This window comes from Arthrobacter sp. alpha11c, from assembly GCF_054149985.1.
Map to the genome: position 1 here is coordinate 2,677,314 of NZ_CP196747.1, position 16,537 is coordinate 2,693,850.

Genomic DNA, 16,537 nt, shown 5'->3' on the forward strand with positions numbered 1-16,537 from the left:
GCGTCATGCAGGCTTCAGGAGTTTATGCTCCACAACTGCGCTGCGGGAGAGCGTCTTGTAGCCCTCCTGCTCGAACAAGACGGTGATGACGTCGTCCTCATGCCTCATCACCAGCCCCGGACCCCATTCCTTGTGAATCACAGCGGACTGCAGCGGGAATGGATCGCTTTCGCCCGAACGCTGTTCATCTCTGCGCTCTTCCTCTGTGCTGTGGGAACCATTGCTGGCTTTGGAAGCAGCCGCGCACGCATCACAATTGCCGCACGGCTCCGAAAGTTCCTCACCGAAATAGGCCAGCAGGAACTGCCGGCGGCAGCTGTCCGTCTCCGCATATGCGCGCATCATGGTCAGCCGGGACTGGTCGACGCGCTGCCGGGCCTCGGCCAGTTCGACGGCACGAGCCACCAGGGCCGATAGTTTGGCTTTGGAGGCCAGGCGAATGCCGCGCCTGCCTGTGGTGACAGCGCCGGCTTCCTCCAACTGGTTAACGAGCCCGGTGAGGCGCCGCGCAGGGAATCCCGTCAACTCCGAGAGCGCGCTCTTCAGGGCAGGAGCGCCTGCGGCTTTCAGGATCTTCAGGACTGCCAGGAGCGAATCCGGGTCCGGTGAATGCGTGCCGAAGAACTTCCGGAGGCCAAGATCCTCTTCGCGGTAGTGCAGTGTGGCTGTGGCCGGTTTCCCGTCACGTCCGGAACGGCCGATTTCCTGGTAATAGGCATCCAGTGATTCCGGGATGTCGGCATGGACGACGAACCGCACATTGGGTTTATTGATACCCATGCCGAAAGCGGTTGTGGCAACCACGACGTCCAACTGATCGTCCAGAAACTGCTCATGGATGCGCTCCCGGTCAGCATCCGACCGGCCTGCGTGGTAGGCCTCGGCGCGGAGCCCTTCCTTAACCAGTTTGCCGGCGTACTTTTCTGTGTCCTTCCGGGTGGCGGCGTAGAGGAGCCCCCGCTCTCCTCCCTTGGCCAGCTCGGCGACCTGCTCCAGGACGGCTTTTCGCTTGCCCTTGTCTTCTTGATGGCGGACCACGTCAAGGCTGATGTTGGGCCGGTCAAAGCCACGGACCAAGACCAGCGGATTCTTCATGCCCAGCCGTTCAAGAATTTCGTCGCGCACGGGCGGAGAGGCTGTGGCAGTAAGGGCCGCCACTGGAGGGTTTCCCAATCGTTCGCGGACATTTCCCAGATCGAGGTAGTCGGGGCGGAAATCATGACCCCAGGAGGAGACGCAGTGGGCCTCGTCCACCACGAACATCGTGACGTCCAGCTTGGCGATGCGGTCCACAGTCTCCTGTTTGGCCAGCTGCTCCGGGGCAAGAAACAGGAAAGTGGCTTTGCCCGACTCGGCTGCCTCCCAGGCGTCCTCCACCTCCGAGTCGCTACGGGAGGAGTTAACGGCAACGGCAACGCCGTCACCCAACTGCCCGTTCAGCCCATCCAGTTGGTCCTCCTGCAAAGCGATCAAGGGAGAAATCACGACGGCGGGGCGTCCCGTTTGGTTGTAGAGGTACCTGGCTGCCACTTGGTAGGTGGCTGATTTGCCGTACCCAGTGGGCATGACGGCCAGGACATCGCGGCCACCTGCGAGCGTGGTCATGGCGGCGAGTTGGCCGGGGCGGAGCTTGGGGAGGGAAAAGGAAGACGCCGCAAGGGCGCCCAGGTGATCATCATCGGACATTGGAAAACGGCTCCGCACAGTGGGTGTTGCGGCCGCTTGCTTCAGCCGAGGTAACCAGACTAACGCGGGCCGGGACCCGGCGTCGTGCGCTTGTTCCTCCATGTGGATAACTCTGGCCGCCGACCGAAAGTCGAACGTCATGGCGTCATTGCAAGGGTGGCGGTAGCTTTGGATTACTTTTCCTTCGAAGCGGCCGGGCTAGAAGCGGCCGAGGGTACCGGAGGTACCGCTGATGCAGGGTTTGTCTACATCCTTGGTTCTGATCGCTCTCCTGGCTGTGGCGGCGCCTCTGGCGGTCCGCTTCCTTGACCGGATGGTCAAAGTGCCGCTGGTGGTGTTCGAGATCGTCCTCGGAATCCTGCTGGGTCCCAGCCTGTTGGGATGGATCGAATCAACCCAGTTCACGGATACGCTGGCCGATTTCGGGCTGGCGATGCTCTTCTTCGTGGCCGGCAATGAGATTGATTTCGCCGAAATCCGAGGCCGTCCCGCCATCCGCGCCTCAGCCGGTTGGGTGATCTCGTTGGCTGCAGGCGTTGGCGCAGGCTTTCTGCTGGCCCCCACGCCGGAGGCCGCGGTCATCATCGGGGTGGCGCTCTGCTCCACGGCGTTGGGAGCATTGCTGCCCATTCTTCGCGATTCCGGCGAATCAAAATCCCCCATGGGTATCGCCGTCACGGCATTGGGCGCAGCCGGCGAGTTTGGTCCCCTGATTGCAATCTCGCTGTTCTTCAGCGGCAGGGAGCTGGGACCGGCCACGGCAGTGCTGCTCGGATTTGTGCTCCTGGCCGGCATTGCGATTTTCCTGGCCTCCAGGGCACAGCACACGCTGTTCCACTCGCAGGTCACCCGGACTCTCCATACCAGCGGCCAGTTCGCTGTCCGCTCCATCATGTTCATCCTCACGGTGCTCGTGGTGCTGAGCATGGTCCTGGGACTGGACATGTTGCTGGGGGCATTCGCCGCAGGCGTCCTCTGGAAGGTGGCCATTGCGCGCGCACCCGAACGGGACCGGAAGGTGATCGAGACCAAACTCGACGCCGTCGCGTTCGGATTCCTGGTGCCCATCTTCTTCATCGATACCGGCATAGATTTCGATCTCGGCGCACTCACGTCCAGCCCCATGGCATTGGGGTTACTTCCTCTGTTCCTGCTCCTCCTGCTGATCATCCGCGGCTTGCCGTCGATGCTTGCTGCCCCACCGAGGTCCACTTTCGCCGAGAAACGGGCGATCATGCTTTTCGGGCAACCGGCCTGCCGATTATCGTTGCCGTCACCGCCATTGGCCGGGATCAGGGGTTCATTTCAAGCGGAATCTCATCGGCACTGGTTGGGGCCGGCATGCTCTCTGTCCTCCTGTTCCCGCTGCTGGCGCTTCGGCAGGGTCAGCGTGAACGTCAACGAAGAACACCTGTGCCTCAGGGGGAAGTGCCTTAGCCCGGGACGCTGACGACGCGCAAATACTTCGCAGCCAAGGCAAAGGGCTGGGGACGCTCGGATTTGGGTGTCCCGAGCCCTTTCATGTGGCAGAAACGAGCAGGCGCCAAATAGTGGTCCGGGCAGCGCCCTCCCGGAAACGAAAAACCCCTCCGCTCCGGGCAAAATCGCCGGAATGGAGGGGTTTGTGGAGCCCCCTGTCGGATTCGAACCGACGACCCCCGCTTTACAAGAGCGGTGCTCTGGCCAACTGAGCTAAGGAGGCATGCGCCGAAAACGACGCTAGATAAGGTTAGCCCAGACCCTCCCCATCGCGGAAATCACGACGGCGGCCGCCCACCGTTGGCACAACAAAACCCAGGGTGACCAGCCGCCGTCGTAAATTCCTGAAACCTAGCCCTTGGCGTCAACCGCGGTCTGGATCTCAGCGTTCAGGTCGGTGGATCCGTCCCACTGCTTGCCGTCGATGAAAACGGTGGGGGTGCCCGTGACGCCGATGGCCGCGGCTTCCTGCGTAGCGACCTTCACATACGGCCGGTACTGCTTGCTGTCCACACAGGAGTCGATGTTCGCTGCCCCTACTTCCTTGGCCATGGCCTTGAGGTCGTTGTCCGAGATACCGGCGCTGCCTTCGGCAGGCTGGCGTTCGAAGAGGAGGTTGAAGAAGTCGGCGTACTTCTCAGGCGAAGAGTTCACCACGCACGCTGCAGCATTTGCTGCGCGTGAAGAGTAGTTGGTGGTGGACTGCTGGTCCAGGAAGCCAAGGGGACGGTACTCGAGGGAAATCTTGCCTTCGTTGCGGAGATTCGTGAGCGACTCCCCGTAGGTTGTCTCAAACCGCTTGCAGACGGGGCAGATGAAGTCGATGTAAGCGATCACCTTGACGGGCTTGCCGGCCTCAGGCTCACCACCGGGGACGGTGACGGTTGCGGGTTTGGTTGCCGGAGCCGAAGGGACGTCGGCTACGTTCACGGATGAGGCATCGGACTTCACGACGTCGGAGTTGGCCAGCAATGTTACGCCGCCGTGCACGTTGCCGTTCGCGGGAGTGGGGCCCTGATCGGCGATGGGTGCGCTTTGCTGAATGCTGGTGGTCACGACCAACGCGATAACGGCAAGGATTGCCACGACGGCCACCACGATGCCCCAACCGATCAGGAGTTTGTTGCGCTTTTCCTTTTTCAGCTGCGCTTCGCGGATTTCGCGCGCTTTCTCCCGTGCCTGGGCGGTGCGTTCAGCCTTGGAGAGGCGGGGTTCGTTTGCGGGGCTCATCAGTTCCTCGGATTACTCGACGTCGTAGGGCATAGCTTGGGGCAACGGGGTCAGTTTACGGGAGCCAACTAGGAGCTCTGCCGCTGACATGCTTGCCCGGTGGTTGAACGATCAACTGCGGTCTATGATTCCGCCGGTAGGCTGGGAGGTGAGTCACAGCAACCCCAGGGAGCAGTAATGCAGGATTTGGCAAGCGAAAAACTCAAGACGGAAGACGGCGTTAGGGCCTCTCCCACCAGGAAGCCAACGGCGAGCAAGTTCGACTTCATGGTGGTGTCCAACCGCCTGCCCGTTGACCGCTGCAGCAGCGAAGGCAACGGCGATGGCGGCGGGGGCTGGCGGCGCTCCCCCGGCGGCCTGGTTACCGCGCTTGCACCGATGATGACGAAGTCCGACGGCGCGTGGGTAGGTTGGCATGGCGCTCCGGATGAGACCGTCCGCCCTTTCAGCCACGAAGCGATGGATCTTGTCCCGGTCCAATTGAGCAGCCACGAGGTCGAGCTGTACTACGAGGGCTTTTCCAATGCGACCATCTGGCCGCTGTATCACGATGTCATCGCCCCGCCGGAATTCCACCGTACGTGGTGGGATGCATACCGCACGGTCAACAAGAAGTTCGCCGATGCCGTCGTCCGCCATGCAGCGGACGGCGCAACGGTGTGGGTCCAGGACTACCAGCTCCAGCTGGTTCCCCGCATGCTCCGGGAGGCACGGCCGGACCTGAAAATCGGCTTCTTCAACCACATTCCCTTCCCGCCTCCGGAGATCTTCGCGCAGCTGCCCTGGCGCCGCGAGATCATTGATGGACTGCTGGGCGCGGACCTGCTGGGCTTCCAGCGTCCCAGCGACGCCGGCAACTTCATGCGCTCTGCCCGCCGCTTCCTGGGCGCCAGCGTCAAGCAGCAGCAAGTGCATGTAAAGGGCCCGGACGGCGAGGTCACCCACATTGCCCGGGCGCAGGCCTTCCCTATTTCCATCGATGTTGACCAGATCCGGGAGTTGGCCGGGAGGCCGGACATCATCGAGAGGGCCAAGCAGATCCGCAAGGACCTGGGCAATCCGAAGACCATCCTTCTTGGCGTGGACCGCCTGGACTACACCAAGGGCATCGGCCACCGCCTGAAGGCCTTCGAGGAGCTCCTGCGCGAGGGCAGCATCAGGGTGGAAGACGCCACCCTGATACAGGTAGCGAGCCCCAGCCGGGAACGCGTGGAGCAGTACCGGCTTCTGCGTGAAGAAATCGAAGGCACCGTTGGCCATATCAATGGCACCTACGACACCATCCAGAACACTGCCGTCCGCTACCTGCACCACAGCTACCCGGTTGAGGAGATGGTGGCGCTCTATCTCGCGGCGGACGTCATGCTGGTCACGGCGCTGCGCGACGGCATGAACCTGGTGGCCAAGGAATATGTCACCGCCCGTTCCGAGGACGACGGCGCACTGGTCCTGAGTGAGTTCGCCGGCGCTGCCGACCAACTGAAGCAGGCGCTCCTGATCAATCCGCATGACATCGATGGCCTCAAGTCCGCCATCCTGCGGGCGATAAATCTCCCGCCCAAGGAAGCCCGCCGCCGCATGAAGCTGATGCGAAAGCAGATCCTGGACCACGACGTCGATCATTGGTCAGCGGAGTTCCTGGCCGCTCTCGAGGAGAAGGTAGTGCGCGATGACAGCTGAGAACCTCTCATTGTCCCCGGAACTGTTGGATGCCATCCGGCGGATCGCGGGCACGGAGCAGCTCCTGGTTGCCTTGGATTTCGACGGCACCCTCTCCCCGATCGTGGACCATGCCGGTGACGCCCGGCCCCTCCCGCGATCGGCTGCGGCTTTGGAAGGCCTTGCTGAACTGCCGCGCACGACGACGGCACTCATCTCCGGACGCGCCCTGGACAGTTTGCGCCTGGTCGCCTCGCCTCCCGTGAACACGTTGCTGATTGGCAGCCACGGCGCGGAGGTATGGCTGGGCGAAGGGTCCTTGGGCTTGGAGTTGGATGATGAGCAAGCTGCGCGGCTCGCTTCAGTACGTGAGGTCCTGGCCGGCATCGTCAATATCGCGCCGGGGACGCTGCTCGAGGACAAGCCCGCCGGAGTCGTCCTTCACACCAGACTTGCCGACGACGACGTTGCGGAAGACGCCGTCGAGGCCGCCATGCGGGTTCTGCGTGAACATCCTGGCGTGTACGTGAAGACCGGCAAACGCGTGCTGGAGACGTCCGTTGTCAAGGCTTCCAAGGGCGAGGCAGTGGAGTTCCTCCGTCAGGCGACCGGCGCCACGGCCATGCTGTTTGCTGGCGACGACGTGACGGATGAGGACGCCTTTGGCAGACTCATGGGCGATGACGTCGGCATCAAAGTGGGCCTGGATTTCACGCAGGCGCAGTACCGGGTGGAAGCTCCGGTGCACGTTGCGGAACTCTTGGAAGCACTCCTCCGAGAGCGCCGCCGCGTCACAGCGGAAGCATAAAGCGCGATTAGCGTCACATGTGACATTCGTAACGTTTTGGTAGTAAGTCCAAAAGTCTGACATACTCTTGGATGTGATGTGACGCACAGTACCGTGCGACGTCACACGATCCTCCCCGGCCATCGGCCGGGGAGTTCAACTGAAGAAAATGAACCATTCACAACGGATCGTCCGGCACGTACCTGCCGGTGAAGGGATTGATAACTGTGGCTACAGTTACTTTTGATAACGCTACGCGTCTGTACCCGGGCACAGATAAGCCCGCCGTCGATAAACTCAACATCGACATCGCCGATGGCGAATTCCTGGTCCTCGTTGGACCCTCCGGTTGCGGTAAGTCCACCTCCCTGCGCATGCTCGCAGGACTTGAGGATGTGAACGCCGGCCGCATTCTGATCGGTGACCGCGACGTCACGGATGTTCCGCCGAAGGACCGCGACATCGCAATGGTCTTCCAGAACTACGCTCTTTACCCGCACATGACTGTTGCGGACAACATGGGCTTCGCGCTGAAGATTGCAGGCGTCTCCAAGGAAGAGCGCGCCGAGCGTGTTCGCGAAGCCGCCAAGCTTCTTGACCTCGAGGCATACCTGGACCGCAAGCCGAAGGCACTCTCCGGTGGTCAGCGCCAGCGTGTTGCCATGGGCCGTGCAATCGTCCGTAACCCCCAGGTCTTCCTCATGGACGAGCCGCTGTCCAACCTTGACGCCAAGCTCCGTGTCCAGACCCGTACGCAGATCGCGTCCCTGACCCGCCGCCTCGGCGTCACCACGGTTTACGTGACGCACGACCAGGTTGAGGCCATGACCATGGGTGACCGCGTCGCAGTCCTCAAGGACGGCCTGCTCCAGCAGGTTGACACCCCGCGCAACCTCTACGACCGCCCGCAGAACGTCTTCGTTGCAGGCTTCATCGGCTCCCCCGCCATGAACCTGCTGGAACTGCCGGTCGTCGACGGCGGCGTCCAGTTCGGTGGCACGGTTTACCCGGTCAAGCGCGATGTCCTCGAAGAAGCACACGGACAGACGGTTACCGTTGGTTCACGTCCGGAAGACCTCGAGACGGTCGGCAACGGCGAAGGCCTGCAGGTTGAGGTTGACGTCGTCGAAGAACTCGGCGCCGATGCCTACGTCTACGGCCACACCATCCTGGATGGCAAGAGCCACGACATCGTTGCCCGCGTTGACGGCCGCCGCCCCCCGATGAAGGGCGAGTCCATCTTCGTTCGTCCGCAGTCCGGCCACGTGCACCTGTTCGACACCAAGACCGGCCTGCGCCTGGGCGACTAGTCCCCACCGGCACCCTGGCCTTGCTCCGCTTCGGCCAGGGAACCCTGCCGGCGTGGGCCCATCCACCGGCAAATAAATCCGCACTGTGACAGCGGCCCGACCCTTCCGGTCGGGCCGCTCTCGCGTTAACCTTTCCGCAGAAAGAACGGCATGAACACCACGGATAACCTGATCCCCCGGCCCGTACACGTCGCGCCATCGGACGGACAGGCCTTCACGCTTGCCCCTACGGCCCGGATCGCGGCAAGCCAGGCAGCCGTCCCGGTCGCGGAGCAGCTGGCGGTGCTGCTTCGCCGCGGAACAGGTTTCGCTCTTCCCATCGTCGAGTCTGCCAATGCCGGCGACATCGCCCTGGAGTTCATGGAAACGCTCGACGGCGGTCCGGAAGCCTACCGGCTGACTGTCACCGATGCCGGTGCGCGCCTCGCGGCAACAACTCCTGCTGGCCTCTTCAACGCGGTCCAAACGCTCCGTCAGTTGTTCCCGCATGCCATTGAAGGCAGCTCCCCCACCGGCGCGGATGATTCGAGCAACCGGGATTCGAACAACAGGACCAGCGGCACCTGGGTGATTCCCGCCGTCGAGATTAAGGACGCGCCCAGGTTCGCCTATCGCGGACTCATGCTCGACGTCGCCCGGAACTTTTTCACGGTGGAAGACGTGAAGGAGCAGATCGATGTGATGACGCAGTTCAAGCTGAACGCGCTACATCTTCATCTCACGGATGACCAAGGCTGGCGCATCGAAATCCACGAACCTGAGGACAACCCGTCCGGATTGGCGTACAGCAATCTGGCAGCGATCGGCGGGCAGGGTGCCGTTGAGGTCCCCGGTGCCCTGCCTGCCCTCGGCCGGGAGGGGTTCTACACCCAGCAGGACTACAGGGATATCCAGGAGTACGCCGCCACGAAAAACGTCTTGGTGGTCCCGGAGATCGACCTCCCCGGACACGTCAATGCCGCCCTCGCCGCCATCCCCCAGCTCAACCCGGATGGCCAGGCCAAACCCATGAGCACCACCTCCGAGGTTGGCTGGTCGACCCTGGACGTCGCGCTCCCCGCAACCTACGAGTTCGTTCGCGAGGTCCTGGGTCAGCTTGCCGCCATCACGGCCGGACCGTACCTCCACATCGGTGGCGACGAGGCCCTGGTGACCGGACACGATAACTACGTGACCATGGTGCAGGAGTTCGCAAGGATCGGTGCCGAAACAGGCAAGACCGTGGTGGGCTGGAACGAATACGCCGACGTCGAACTCCCGGAAGCGGCCGTGGTGCAGTATTGGCACGGTGATTTCGCGCCGGTTGTTCGGCAGGCCGAAAGCAGCGGCTCCAAGGTCATCATGTCCCCTGCGGCAAACACCTACCTGGACCAGAAGTATGAAGCAACCAGTCCCATCGGCCTTGAGTGGGTGGAGGGCGGGCCATTCACGTGGTCCGAGTACTACGACTGGAATCCCGCACAAGGGGGCCTGCAAGATGACGGGATCCTTGGCGTCGAAGGACCGCTGTGGACGGAGACCGTCCGCAACAACCAGCAGGCCTACTGGCTCCTGTACCCCAGGGCCGTTTCCCTGGCGGAAGTGTCGTGGTCGGCCCAGGACGCAAGGGACCGTGGTGACTTCCGACGTCGGCTTGGCGCCTTGGGTGAGCGCCTCACAAGGCAGGGCGTCACGTTCCAGGCAGCACCGGACGTCCAGTGGTCCGCGATGCCCGAATTTCCCTTTCCCGCAGCAATGAACGCCAACACCGGCGAGTACGGAACAATTGAGGCATGAGCGAGCAAAACGAAGCCCAGTGGCACGATGAACCGACCGACTACGGGCAGATCGGCAAGCTCCCCCGGACTGAGGCGGCCAGCGCGCAGGACACAGCACCACCGGCCAGCGTTATCGGTTCCCTTAACATCACCGCCGCAGCAGCGGATCCGGAGTTGCTGGACCTGCCCTGGCACATTGCGCTGGAGGACTGGCCGGCCGAGAACCTCGCCGCCCTCCCCCGCGGTATCTCCCGCCACATCGTGCGTTTCGCCCACCTTGGTGGATCGGTCATTGCCATCAAGGAAACGTCCGAGCACGTTGCCCGCCACGAGTACCACATGCTCCGCAAGCTGGCACGGCTGGATGTTCCGTGTGTTGAGCCGGTGGCCGTCATCACCGGCCGGACCACAGTCGATGGCAAACCCCTGAACCCGGTGTTGGTTACCCGGCATTTGAAGTTCTCCATGCCCTACCGGGCACTTTTCTCGCAGATGCTGCGCAAGGACACGTTGACGCGCCTCATCGACGCCCAGGCGTTGCTCCTCGTCCGCTTGCACCTCATTGGCTTCTACTGGGGCGACGTCTCGCTTTCCAATACGCTGTTCCGTCGCGACGCCGGCGCGTTCGCTGCGTACCTTGTGGATGCCGAGACCGGCGAGCTCTACCCGGATCTGTCCATGGGCCAGCGCGAGTATGACCTGGAGATTGCCCGCGTCAACATCGCCGGTGAGCTGATGGATCTCCTGGATGGCGGGCTCATCGAGGAAAAGGTGGATCCCGTGGCCACCAGTGAGCTCATCATGGACAGTTACCGCAGGCTATGGGCTGAACTGACGGAGAAGGAATCCTTCGAACTCGGCGAGCGCTGGCGCGTGGGCGCCCGCATTCGCAGGCTCAACGAGCTCGGCTTCGACGTCGAGGAATATGCGATCAAGACCACGGCGGATGGTTCCACCATCCAGCTGCAGCCAAAAGTCGTCGACGCCGGCCATCACCAGAGGCGCTTGCTGCGCCTTACCGGTTTGGACGCCCAGGAGAACCAGGCCCGCAGGCTTTTGAACGATATGGACCAGTTCAGGGCGGACAACAACCCTGACCTGGACGAGGAAATCAGCGCCCACGCATGGGTCAGCCAGATCTTCGAACCGATCGTGCGTTCCATCCCCCGGCACCTTGCCGGCAAGTTGGAACCGGCCGAAGTGGTGCACGAGGTCCTGGAGCACCGCTGGTACATGAGCCAGAAGCAGGATCGCTACATCCCGCTGGCTGAGACTGTGCAGTCCTACCTGGACACTGTGCTGCAGCACCGCAGGGACGAGGCTGCCATCATGTTGAACCCTGACACCGAGATGCTCAAGATCCTTGAAGTAGAGGTGGAGGAGTCAGGCCGGTACGACGAAGTGGACGAGTACCCGGACGCGGACGACTAACTCAGGGCTCTGACGACTAATTCAGGGTTCCAGGGTCTCCGCGAGGCCTGCCAGCACGGGTTCCCGGCCGAGCTCGATGTGCGTGTACGCCAGCGAGTAGGCCAGGTCCGGCCGGCCTTTCAGGATGGCGTTGCACAGCTCTTTGTGTTCGTCCCGTTGGAGTTCGTTGCTGCGGTTGTGTGCCAATCCGAAGATCCAGCGCATGCGGCCGAACAGCGGCTTCACGGACTCAATGAGCAGCCTGTTGCCGGAGAGACGCACGATCTCGGCGTGGAGCTCGGCACTGATCAGTGCTACATCCTCTGCCCGGTCCTCGTCGATGGCGGCATTGGAGGCTTCCATCAGTTCCTCGAGCCGGCCACTGGAATGGCCTTCGGCAACGCGGATGGCAGCCATCCTGGCGGCGAACGTTTCCAGGCAAAGGCGAACGTCGAAAAGCTCGTTGACGTCGGTGAGCGTGAGTTGCCGGACCACGGCGCCGCGGCGCGGGAAGGTGGCCACGAAGCCGTCCTTCTCCAGGCGTTGGATGGCTTCGCGGACCGGGATCCTGGAGACGCCGTACATCTCGGACAGTTCCCGTTCGCGCAAACGCCCACCCTGCGCGAAGGTGCCCGTGACGATTCCCTCCAACACCAGTTGGTAGACGTGCTCCGCGCGGGCCTCGTCATCGCGGCCATTTCCGGTTTCCGGCATCGCCTCAGCCACTGTCAAACTTCCCTTCATGCCAGCGTCCGCTCCCTTCGCCGGCCGGCGCCGGTCAGCGTTCAACCCGAGCATACACGGGTGGAAACAGCTCGTCGGAGGGGCGGTTCAGGGCATCCCTGGGTGTGTAGGCCTCACGCATCCTGGCGAAGAGTTCCTGGGCCTTTCCGCGCCAGTAGTCCAGATCCACTCCCTCTATGAGACCGTCGGCCATGATGGTCCGGCCGGCCACCACTGAAAGTACTGCTTGCCGGGCTGTTCCGTTGAGCGTGAGTGTCCTTAGTGGGTCCTCGTGAACGCCATCGCGGATGTCTCCCAGGGAGAAGGCCACCATGTCTGCCTGGGCCCCGGGCTCCAACCGGCCAAGATCGGTTCGTCGCAGTGCCCGGGCACCTCCGAGTGTGGCGGCGTCGAAGTATCCGGCGAGGTCGCCGGCGTCGTTGCTGCCTGCCAGGATCTTGCCCAGCTGCACGCCTGCATCGATCCCCCGGATCAGGTCCGGCGGGAAAGAGTCGGTGCCCAGGGAGATGTTGATGCCCGCTGCTTTGTAGGCATTGAAGGAATCCAAGATGCTGCCGTAGCGCATGGATGTCAGCGGGCAGTGGATGATGCTGGCACCACTGGCTGCCAGCCGGGCCAGGTCCCCTCGATCCTCTCCGAACACGGCGGGGTTGCGGTCCGTGTAGGTGGCATGCGGGATCAGCAGGCGTTCGTTGAGCATGCCCACTTGGTCCAGGAGCTCCAGGGGCGTGACACCATGCCAGTCCAGAATGAGTTCCCGTTCCACCAGGCCCTGCAGCGAGTGCAGGCGAACCAGGACGTCGTGCTCTTCCGAAGCCGCCGCCGTTGCTTTGAGCAGTTCGATGTCCAAGGTCTCGATGCGGCACGGCAGCAGGACGCTCTTAATCAGTGGGTCGTTTAACTCTGTCGCATGGTCAATGAAGCGCAACGCATCCGTCAGCCCCTCACGGCCGCGGTCGACGTCGAACATTACTGAGCGTTCGCCGTTCTCCAACACCACATTCACGCCCGAGCGGTATGCAGGCCCGAGGTATCCGCGCAAGCCCAGCCGCCGGCTGGTCTCCGCCATACCCACGAGTTCCTCGAAGGACTCCGCCCATTCGGAGTGGACCTCCGATGCAATGGGCATGTACGTAGTGATGCCGTGCAGGATCAGCTGGATAAGGGCGTACTCGCGGATCTGCTGGCGTTCCTCGGCGGTAAAGACGTCCATGCGGCGGTTGCGGAAGTAGTCCTCGGACCACTGGTGCCCTTTAGCCTGCACCGGCCCGGCCCAGCTGTCCAGGATGAGGTGGTCAATGTCCGTGAGGGCGTCGAGGTCGATCAGCCCTGGCATCAGGAGTGCGTCACCGAGGTGAATCTCTTCCGTCACCGGCCCGGTGTAGTCATGGCCGACGTACTCAATGGTGTCGCCGCTGTAGACCACGCAGGCATCCTCCAGCAGCACGTGCTGCCCTTTGTTGTGCCCCAGGACGTAGCGGGCAGTTGCCTTTGTGGGCACGTGCACTCCTTTGCTCGAACAAAATAGCTCTCTGGTATTCCAAACAGTACATTATTTGTGATTTACATCGCATCAATCCTGATCTAATCTAGTTTGGTATACAAGAATCGCGGAGTCAGCTCCCTGGATCATGAAACGAGCACAACCCTTGACCCAGCTACAGTCCATCGAACCGAATACCGGCAGTCCGCCGCCCACTCCGGCAGCCTCGCCTGAGGGTAAAGCAGCACCCGCCGAGGCGCGCTCGCTGCTCGCCACGGCGTGGATGAGGATCCGGCGGAGCAAGATCGCACTCCTGAGCCTGTGCGTCGTGGTGGCCATCATGCTGTTCGCCATCCTTGCCCCCGTACTCAGTGCAATGTCCGGCAATGACCCCTTCACGTCCAACACCAGCCCCGAGGTACTGGACGACTTCCAAACGCCTGGCCTGCCGCTCCCCGGCTACATGTATCCGTCGGCCGAGCACTGGTTGGGCGTGGAGCCCGGCTTGGGCCGCGACCTTTTCGCCCGGCTTGCCTACGGTGGCCAGGTTTCCCTCACCATCGCCCTGCTGTCCACGGCTGTATCCGTTGTCCTGGGAACAGTATTGGGTGCGGCCGCTGGCTACTTCGGTGGCAAGACCGACGCCGTCATCAGCCGCATCATGGACCTGTTCCTCGCATTCCCCCACCTGCTTTTAGTGCTCTCCCTGACGCCCATCCTGCAATCCCGGCTCCGCGATACACCGCTGGGTGAAGGCAGCTTCCTGCCCATGGCCTCACTGGTGATCATCCTGGGATTCTTCGGCTGGGCTTACCTGGCCAGGATTGTCCGCGGCCAGGTCTTGAGCCTCCGCGAACGTGAATTCGTGGAAGCGGCCCGTTCCTTCGGGGCCTCCCACCTCAGTGTCTTGTTCCGCCAGATCATCCCCAACGTCATGGGAGTGGTCCTGGTGTACGCCACCATGCTGATCCCCACCAACATCTCGGCAGAAGCCGCCCTTTCCTTCCTCGGCGTCGGCGTCAAGGACCCCACACCGTCGTGGGGCCAAATGCTGAACGCTGCGCAATCCGGCAACTGGTACCTCAGCGATCCGTGGTTCCTGGCTGTTCCGGGCGTCATGCTCATCGTCACCGTCCTGGCGTTCAACCTCCTGGGCGACGCCGTCCGGGACGCGCTGGACCCCAAGGCTTCCCGCCACTAACTTCCACCATCTCCCTCCACCCAACCCCTTCAAGAGGAGCATCATGAAAACCCCCACGAGAGCACTGGCGCTTTCCGTGCTGATTGCCATGGCCGCCACAGGCTGCGCCGCTGGCGAGAACCAGCCCGGCAACACCAAGTCCGCAGAATCGGTCACGGAGCTGGCACCCAACGTGGTCAAGACCGGTTTCAACACCAAGGGCGGCAACCTCAACGTCCTGATGTCCTCGGACTTCCAGACCCTGGATCCCGGCAACAGCAACTACGTCCAGACCGCCAATGTGGGCCAGCTGTACTACCGGACCCTGACCATGGCCAAGGAAACCGCAGGGCAACCCCCAACAGTGGTCCCAGACCTCGCCACGGACACCGGCAAAGTTTCCGACGACGGCCTCAGCTGGACGTTCACGCTCAAGGAAGGCGTGAAGTTCGAGGACGGCACACCCATCACCTCCGCCGATATCAAGTACGGCGTGGAACGCACCTTCGCGCAGGATGTCTTCACCCAGGCACCGCAAGAATTGAATTCAGCGCTCGACGCCGGCGGGTACAAGGGGCCGTACAAGGATCCTTCCGCGTCGCTTCAGGCGGTTGAAACACCGGATGACCGGACCATCGTCTTCCATCTGAAGAAGCCGTTCGCTGAGTTCCCTGCGCTGGCGTCCCGCTCCAACACGGCGCCGGTACCCAAGGCCAAGGACACCAAGCTGGACTACACCAACCATCCTGTGTCTTCGGGACCTTACATGGTGGAGTCGTACAACCGAGGCAAGTCGCTAAAGCTGGTCCGCAACCCGCACTGGCATCCGGCCACGGACTCCAACCGCACTGCGCTCCCGGACACGTTCAGCTTCTCCCTCTCCACCTCGCAGGCAACCATCAGCCAGCAGTTGTTGGCTGACTCGGATCCTAATGCCATCACGCTCGATTCCAACGGCGCTCTCCAAACCTCGGATTCCGCCAAACTGGCCGATGCCAAGGTCAAGGATCGCGTCGCGTCCGGCCTCCTCGGGTGCAACGATGTCCTCAGCCTGAACACGGAAAAGATCAAGGACCCGGACGTCCGCAAGGCAATCGCTCTGGCCTTGGACCGCCAATCCATCCTGGTGCAGTACGGCGGACGACGCTTTGGCGAGATCACGCAGAGCCCGCTCAACTCCAAGATGCGTGGTTACGTGGAGACGGAGCTGGAGCTGGATCCTGCGGGCAAGCCCAAGCTGGAGGAAGCCAAGAAGCTCCTTGAAGGCAAGGACTACCCCAAGACCCTCACGTACGGCTACGCCAACAACCGCGACGCCTTCAAGAACACCGGCACCGTAGTCCAGCAAAACCTGAAAGCCCTGGGCATCGATGTTGAGCTGGTGGCCATCCCGGCGCCGAACTACTACTCGGTCCTGGCCAGCGAACAGCTGCCGGACATGGGCCGTTCGGGTTGGTGCGGCGGCGCCGATCCGGCCTCCGTCCGTACTTCGGCTGATCCCTTGCTGGGACCGAACAACGAAGGCACCAGCTACGGCTTCTCCAACACCTCCCGCTACTTCGATCCCGTAGTTTCCAAGGCAATGTTTGATCTGCGCAACACGGACGGCACTTCTGAAGAGCTTGGCAAGAAGTGGTCCGAGGCTTTCGGCACTGCCCTGAAGACGTATCCCATCGTCCCGCTCATCCGCAGCCACACCAACAGCGTGGTGGGATCCAACGTCCGCAACGCCCAGGTGGGCTACTTCTTCGGCGGCATCGACCTCTCGATCGTCGGCGTCGAGCACTAACCGGGCTTCGAAAACTAATCGGG

The 16,537-nt window shown here is 62.4% G+C and carries 12 protein-coding genes and 1 tRNA gene; 8 read left to right on the forward strand and 5 right to left on the reverse strand.

Annotation, left to right across the window (positions count from 1 at the left end; all coding sequences use genetic code 11):
* Positions 1-3: 3 nt before the first annotated feature.
* Entirely contained in the window at positions 4-1,686 is a 1,683-nt protein-coding gene (locus tag ACTAQJ_RS12125; RefSeq protein ID WP_498696417.1) for a RecQ family ATP-dependent DNA helicase, read from the reverse strand.
* Positions 1,687-1,918: 232 nt separating this feature from the next.
* Here ACTAQJ_RS12125 and ACTAQJ_RS12130 point away from each other — a divergent pair, with 232 nt between their 5' ends.
* Positions 1,919-3,136 (forward strand): cation:proton antiporter, encoded by a 1,218-nt coding sequence (locus tag ACTAQJ_RS12130; RefSeq protein ID WP_498696418.1) that lies wholly within the window; start codon positions 1,919-1,921, stop codon positions 3,134-3,136.
* 175 nt (positions 3,137-3,311) lie between these two features.
* On the opposite strand, the gene ACTAQJ_RS12135 is transcribed toward ACTAQJ_RS12130, so the two are convergent.
* Together ACTAQJ_RS12135 and ACTAQJ_RS12140 are read right to left on the reverse strand one after the other, a co-directional pair.
* A tRNA-Thr gene (locus ACTAQJ_RS12135) sits at positions 3,312-3,388 on the reverse strand.
* Between the two features lie 128 nt (positions 3,389-3,516).
* A complete protein-coding gene (locus ACTAQJ_RS12140) occupies positions 3,517-4,395 on the reverse strand; it encodes a DsbA family protein (RefSeq protein ID WP_477516656.1) in 879 nt (292 codons plus the stop codon).
* Between the two features lie 177 nt (positions 4,396-4,572).
* Between ACTAQJ_RS12140 and ACTAQJ_RS12145 the strand changes: the two genes are divergently transcribed.
* The 5 genes from ACTAQJ_RS12145 to ACTAQJ_RS12165 all read left to right on the forward strand — a co-directional run bounded on the left by ACTAQJ_RS12145 (position 4,573) and on the right by ACTAQJ_RS12165 (position 11,339).
* Positions 4,573-6,075 (forward strand): alpha,alpha-trehalose-phosphate synthase (UDP-forming), encoded by a 1,503-nt coding sequence (locus tag ACTAQJ_RS12145; protein WP_477516657.1) that lies wholly within the window; start codon positions 4,573-4,575, stop codon positions 6,073-6,075.
* On the forward strand, positions 6,065-6,862 hold the full coding sequence (otsB, locus tag ACTAQJ_RS12150; RefSeq protein ID WP_498696420.1) for a trehalose-phosphatase: 798 nt from the start codon (positions 6,065-6,067) through the stop codon (positions 6,860-6,862). The genes ACTAQJ_RS12145 and otsB overlap by 11 nt, the downstream gene beginning before the upstream one ends.
* 206 nt (positions 6,863-7,068) lie before the next feature.
* Positions 7,069-8,151 carry an ABC transporter ATP-binding protein gene (locus ACTAQJ_RS12155; protein WP_431118474.1) on the forward strand — a complete coding sequence of 361 codons (1,083 nt, stop codon included), beginning with the start codon at positions 7,069-7,071 and terminating at the stop codon, positions 8,149-8,151.
* A gap of 150 nt (positions 8,152-8,301) precedes the next feature.
* The gene (locus ACTAQJ_RS12160) at positions 8,302-9,927 is read left to right on the forward strand and encodes a beta-N-acetylhexosaminidase (RefSeq protein ID WP_498696422.1); all 1,626 of its coding nucleotides are present in this window, start codon (positions 8,302-8,304) and stop codon (positions 9,925-9,927) included.
* Positions 9,924-11,339 (forward strand): DUF4032 domain-containing protein, encoded by a 1,416-nt coding sequence (locus ACTAQJ_RS12165; RefSeq protein WP_477516660.1) that lies wholly within the window; start codon positions 9,924-9,926, stop codon positions 11,337-11,339. The genes ACTAQJ_RS12160 and ACTAQJ_RS12165 overlap by 4 nt, the downstream gene beginning before the upstream one ends.
* A gap of 21 nt (positions 11,340-11,360) precedes the next feature.
* Here ACTAQJ_RS12165 and ACTAQJ_RS12170 read toward each other — a convergent pair whose 3' ends face one another.
* Together ACTAQJ_RS12170 and ACTAQJ_RS12175 are read right to left on the reverse strand one after the other, a co-directional pair.
* Entirely contained in the window at positions 11,361-12,062 is a 702-nt protein-coding gene (locus tag ACTAQJ_RS12170) for a GntR family transcriptional regulator (protein WP_431118470.1), read from the reverse strand.
* A gap of 34 nt (positions 12,063-12,096) precedes the next feature.
* Positions 12,097-13,563 carry a chlorohydrolase family protein gene (locus tag ACTAQJ_RS12175; protein WP_498696424.1) on the reverse strand — a complete coding sequence of 489 codons (1,467 nt, stop codon included), beginning with the start codon at positions 13,561-13,563 and terminating at the stop codon, positions 12,097-12,099.
* Positions 13,564-13,693: 130 nt separating this feature from the next.
* Here ACTAQJ_RS12175 and ACTAQJ_RS12180 point away from each other — a divergent pair, with 130 nt between their 5' ends.
* The gene (locus ACTAQJ_RS12180; RefSeq protein ID WP_477516663.1) at positions 13,694-14,746 is read left to right on the forward strand and encodes an ABC transporter permease; all 1,053 of its coding nucleotides are present in this window, start codon (positions 13,694-13,696) and stop codon (positions 14,744-14,746) included.
* Between the two features lie 43 nt (positions 14,747-14,789).
* The gene (locus ACTAQJ_RS12185; RefSeq protein ID WP_498696427.1) at positions 14,790-16,514 is read left to right on the forward strand and encodes an ABC transporter substrate-binding protein; all 1,725 of its coding nucleotides are present in this window, start codon (positions 14,790-14,792) and stop codon (positions 16,512-16,514) included.
* Positions 16,515-16,537: the final 23 nt, after the last annotated feature.

Excerpts from the sequence above, each read along its gene's own strand:
- ACTAQJ_RS12125 (WP_498696417.1), bottom strand. The coding sequence starts at position 1,686 with ATGTCCGATGATGATCACCTGGGCGCCCTTGCGGCGTCTTCCTTTTCC.
- ACTAQJ_RS12130 (WP_498696418.1), top strand. The coding sequence starts at position 1,919 with ATGCAGGGTTTGTCTACATCCTTGGTTCTGATCGCTCTCCTGGCTGTG.
- ACTAQJ_RS12140 (WP_477516656.1), bottom strand. The coding sequence starts at position 4,395 with ATGAGCCCCGCAAACGAACCCCGCCTCTCCAAGGCTGAACGCACCGCC.
- ACTAQJ_RS12145 (WP_477516657.1), top strand. The coding sequence starts at position 4,573 with ATGCAGGATTTGGCAAGCGAAAAACTCAAGACGGAAGACGGCGTTAGG.
- otsB (WP_498696420.1), top strand. The coding sequence starts at position 6,065 with ATGACAGCTGAGAACCTCTCATTGTCCCCGGAACTGTTGGATGCCATC.
- ACTAQJ_RS12160 (WP_498696422.1), top strand. The coding sequence starts at position 8,302 with ATGAACACCACGGATAACCTGATCCCCCGGCCCGTACACGTCGCGCCA.
- ACTAQJ_RS12165 (WP_477516660.1), top strand. The coding sequence starts at position 9,924 with ATGAGCGAGCAAAACGAAGCCCAGTGGCACGATGAACCGACCGACTAC.
- ACTAQJ_RS12170 (WP_431118470.1), bottom strand. The coding sequence starts at position 12,062 with ATGAAGGGAAGTTTGACAGTGGCTGAGGCGATGCCGGAAACCGGAAAT.
- ACTAQJ_RS12180 (WP_477516663.1), top strand. The coding sequence starts at position 13,694 with ATGAAACGAGCACAACCCTTGACCCAGCTACAGTCCATCGAACCGAAT.
- ACTAQJ_RS12185 (WP_498696427.1), top strand. The coding sequence starts at position 14,790 with ATGAAAACCCCCACGAGAGCACTGGCGCTTTCCGTGCTGATTGCCATG.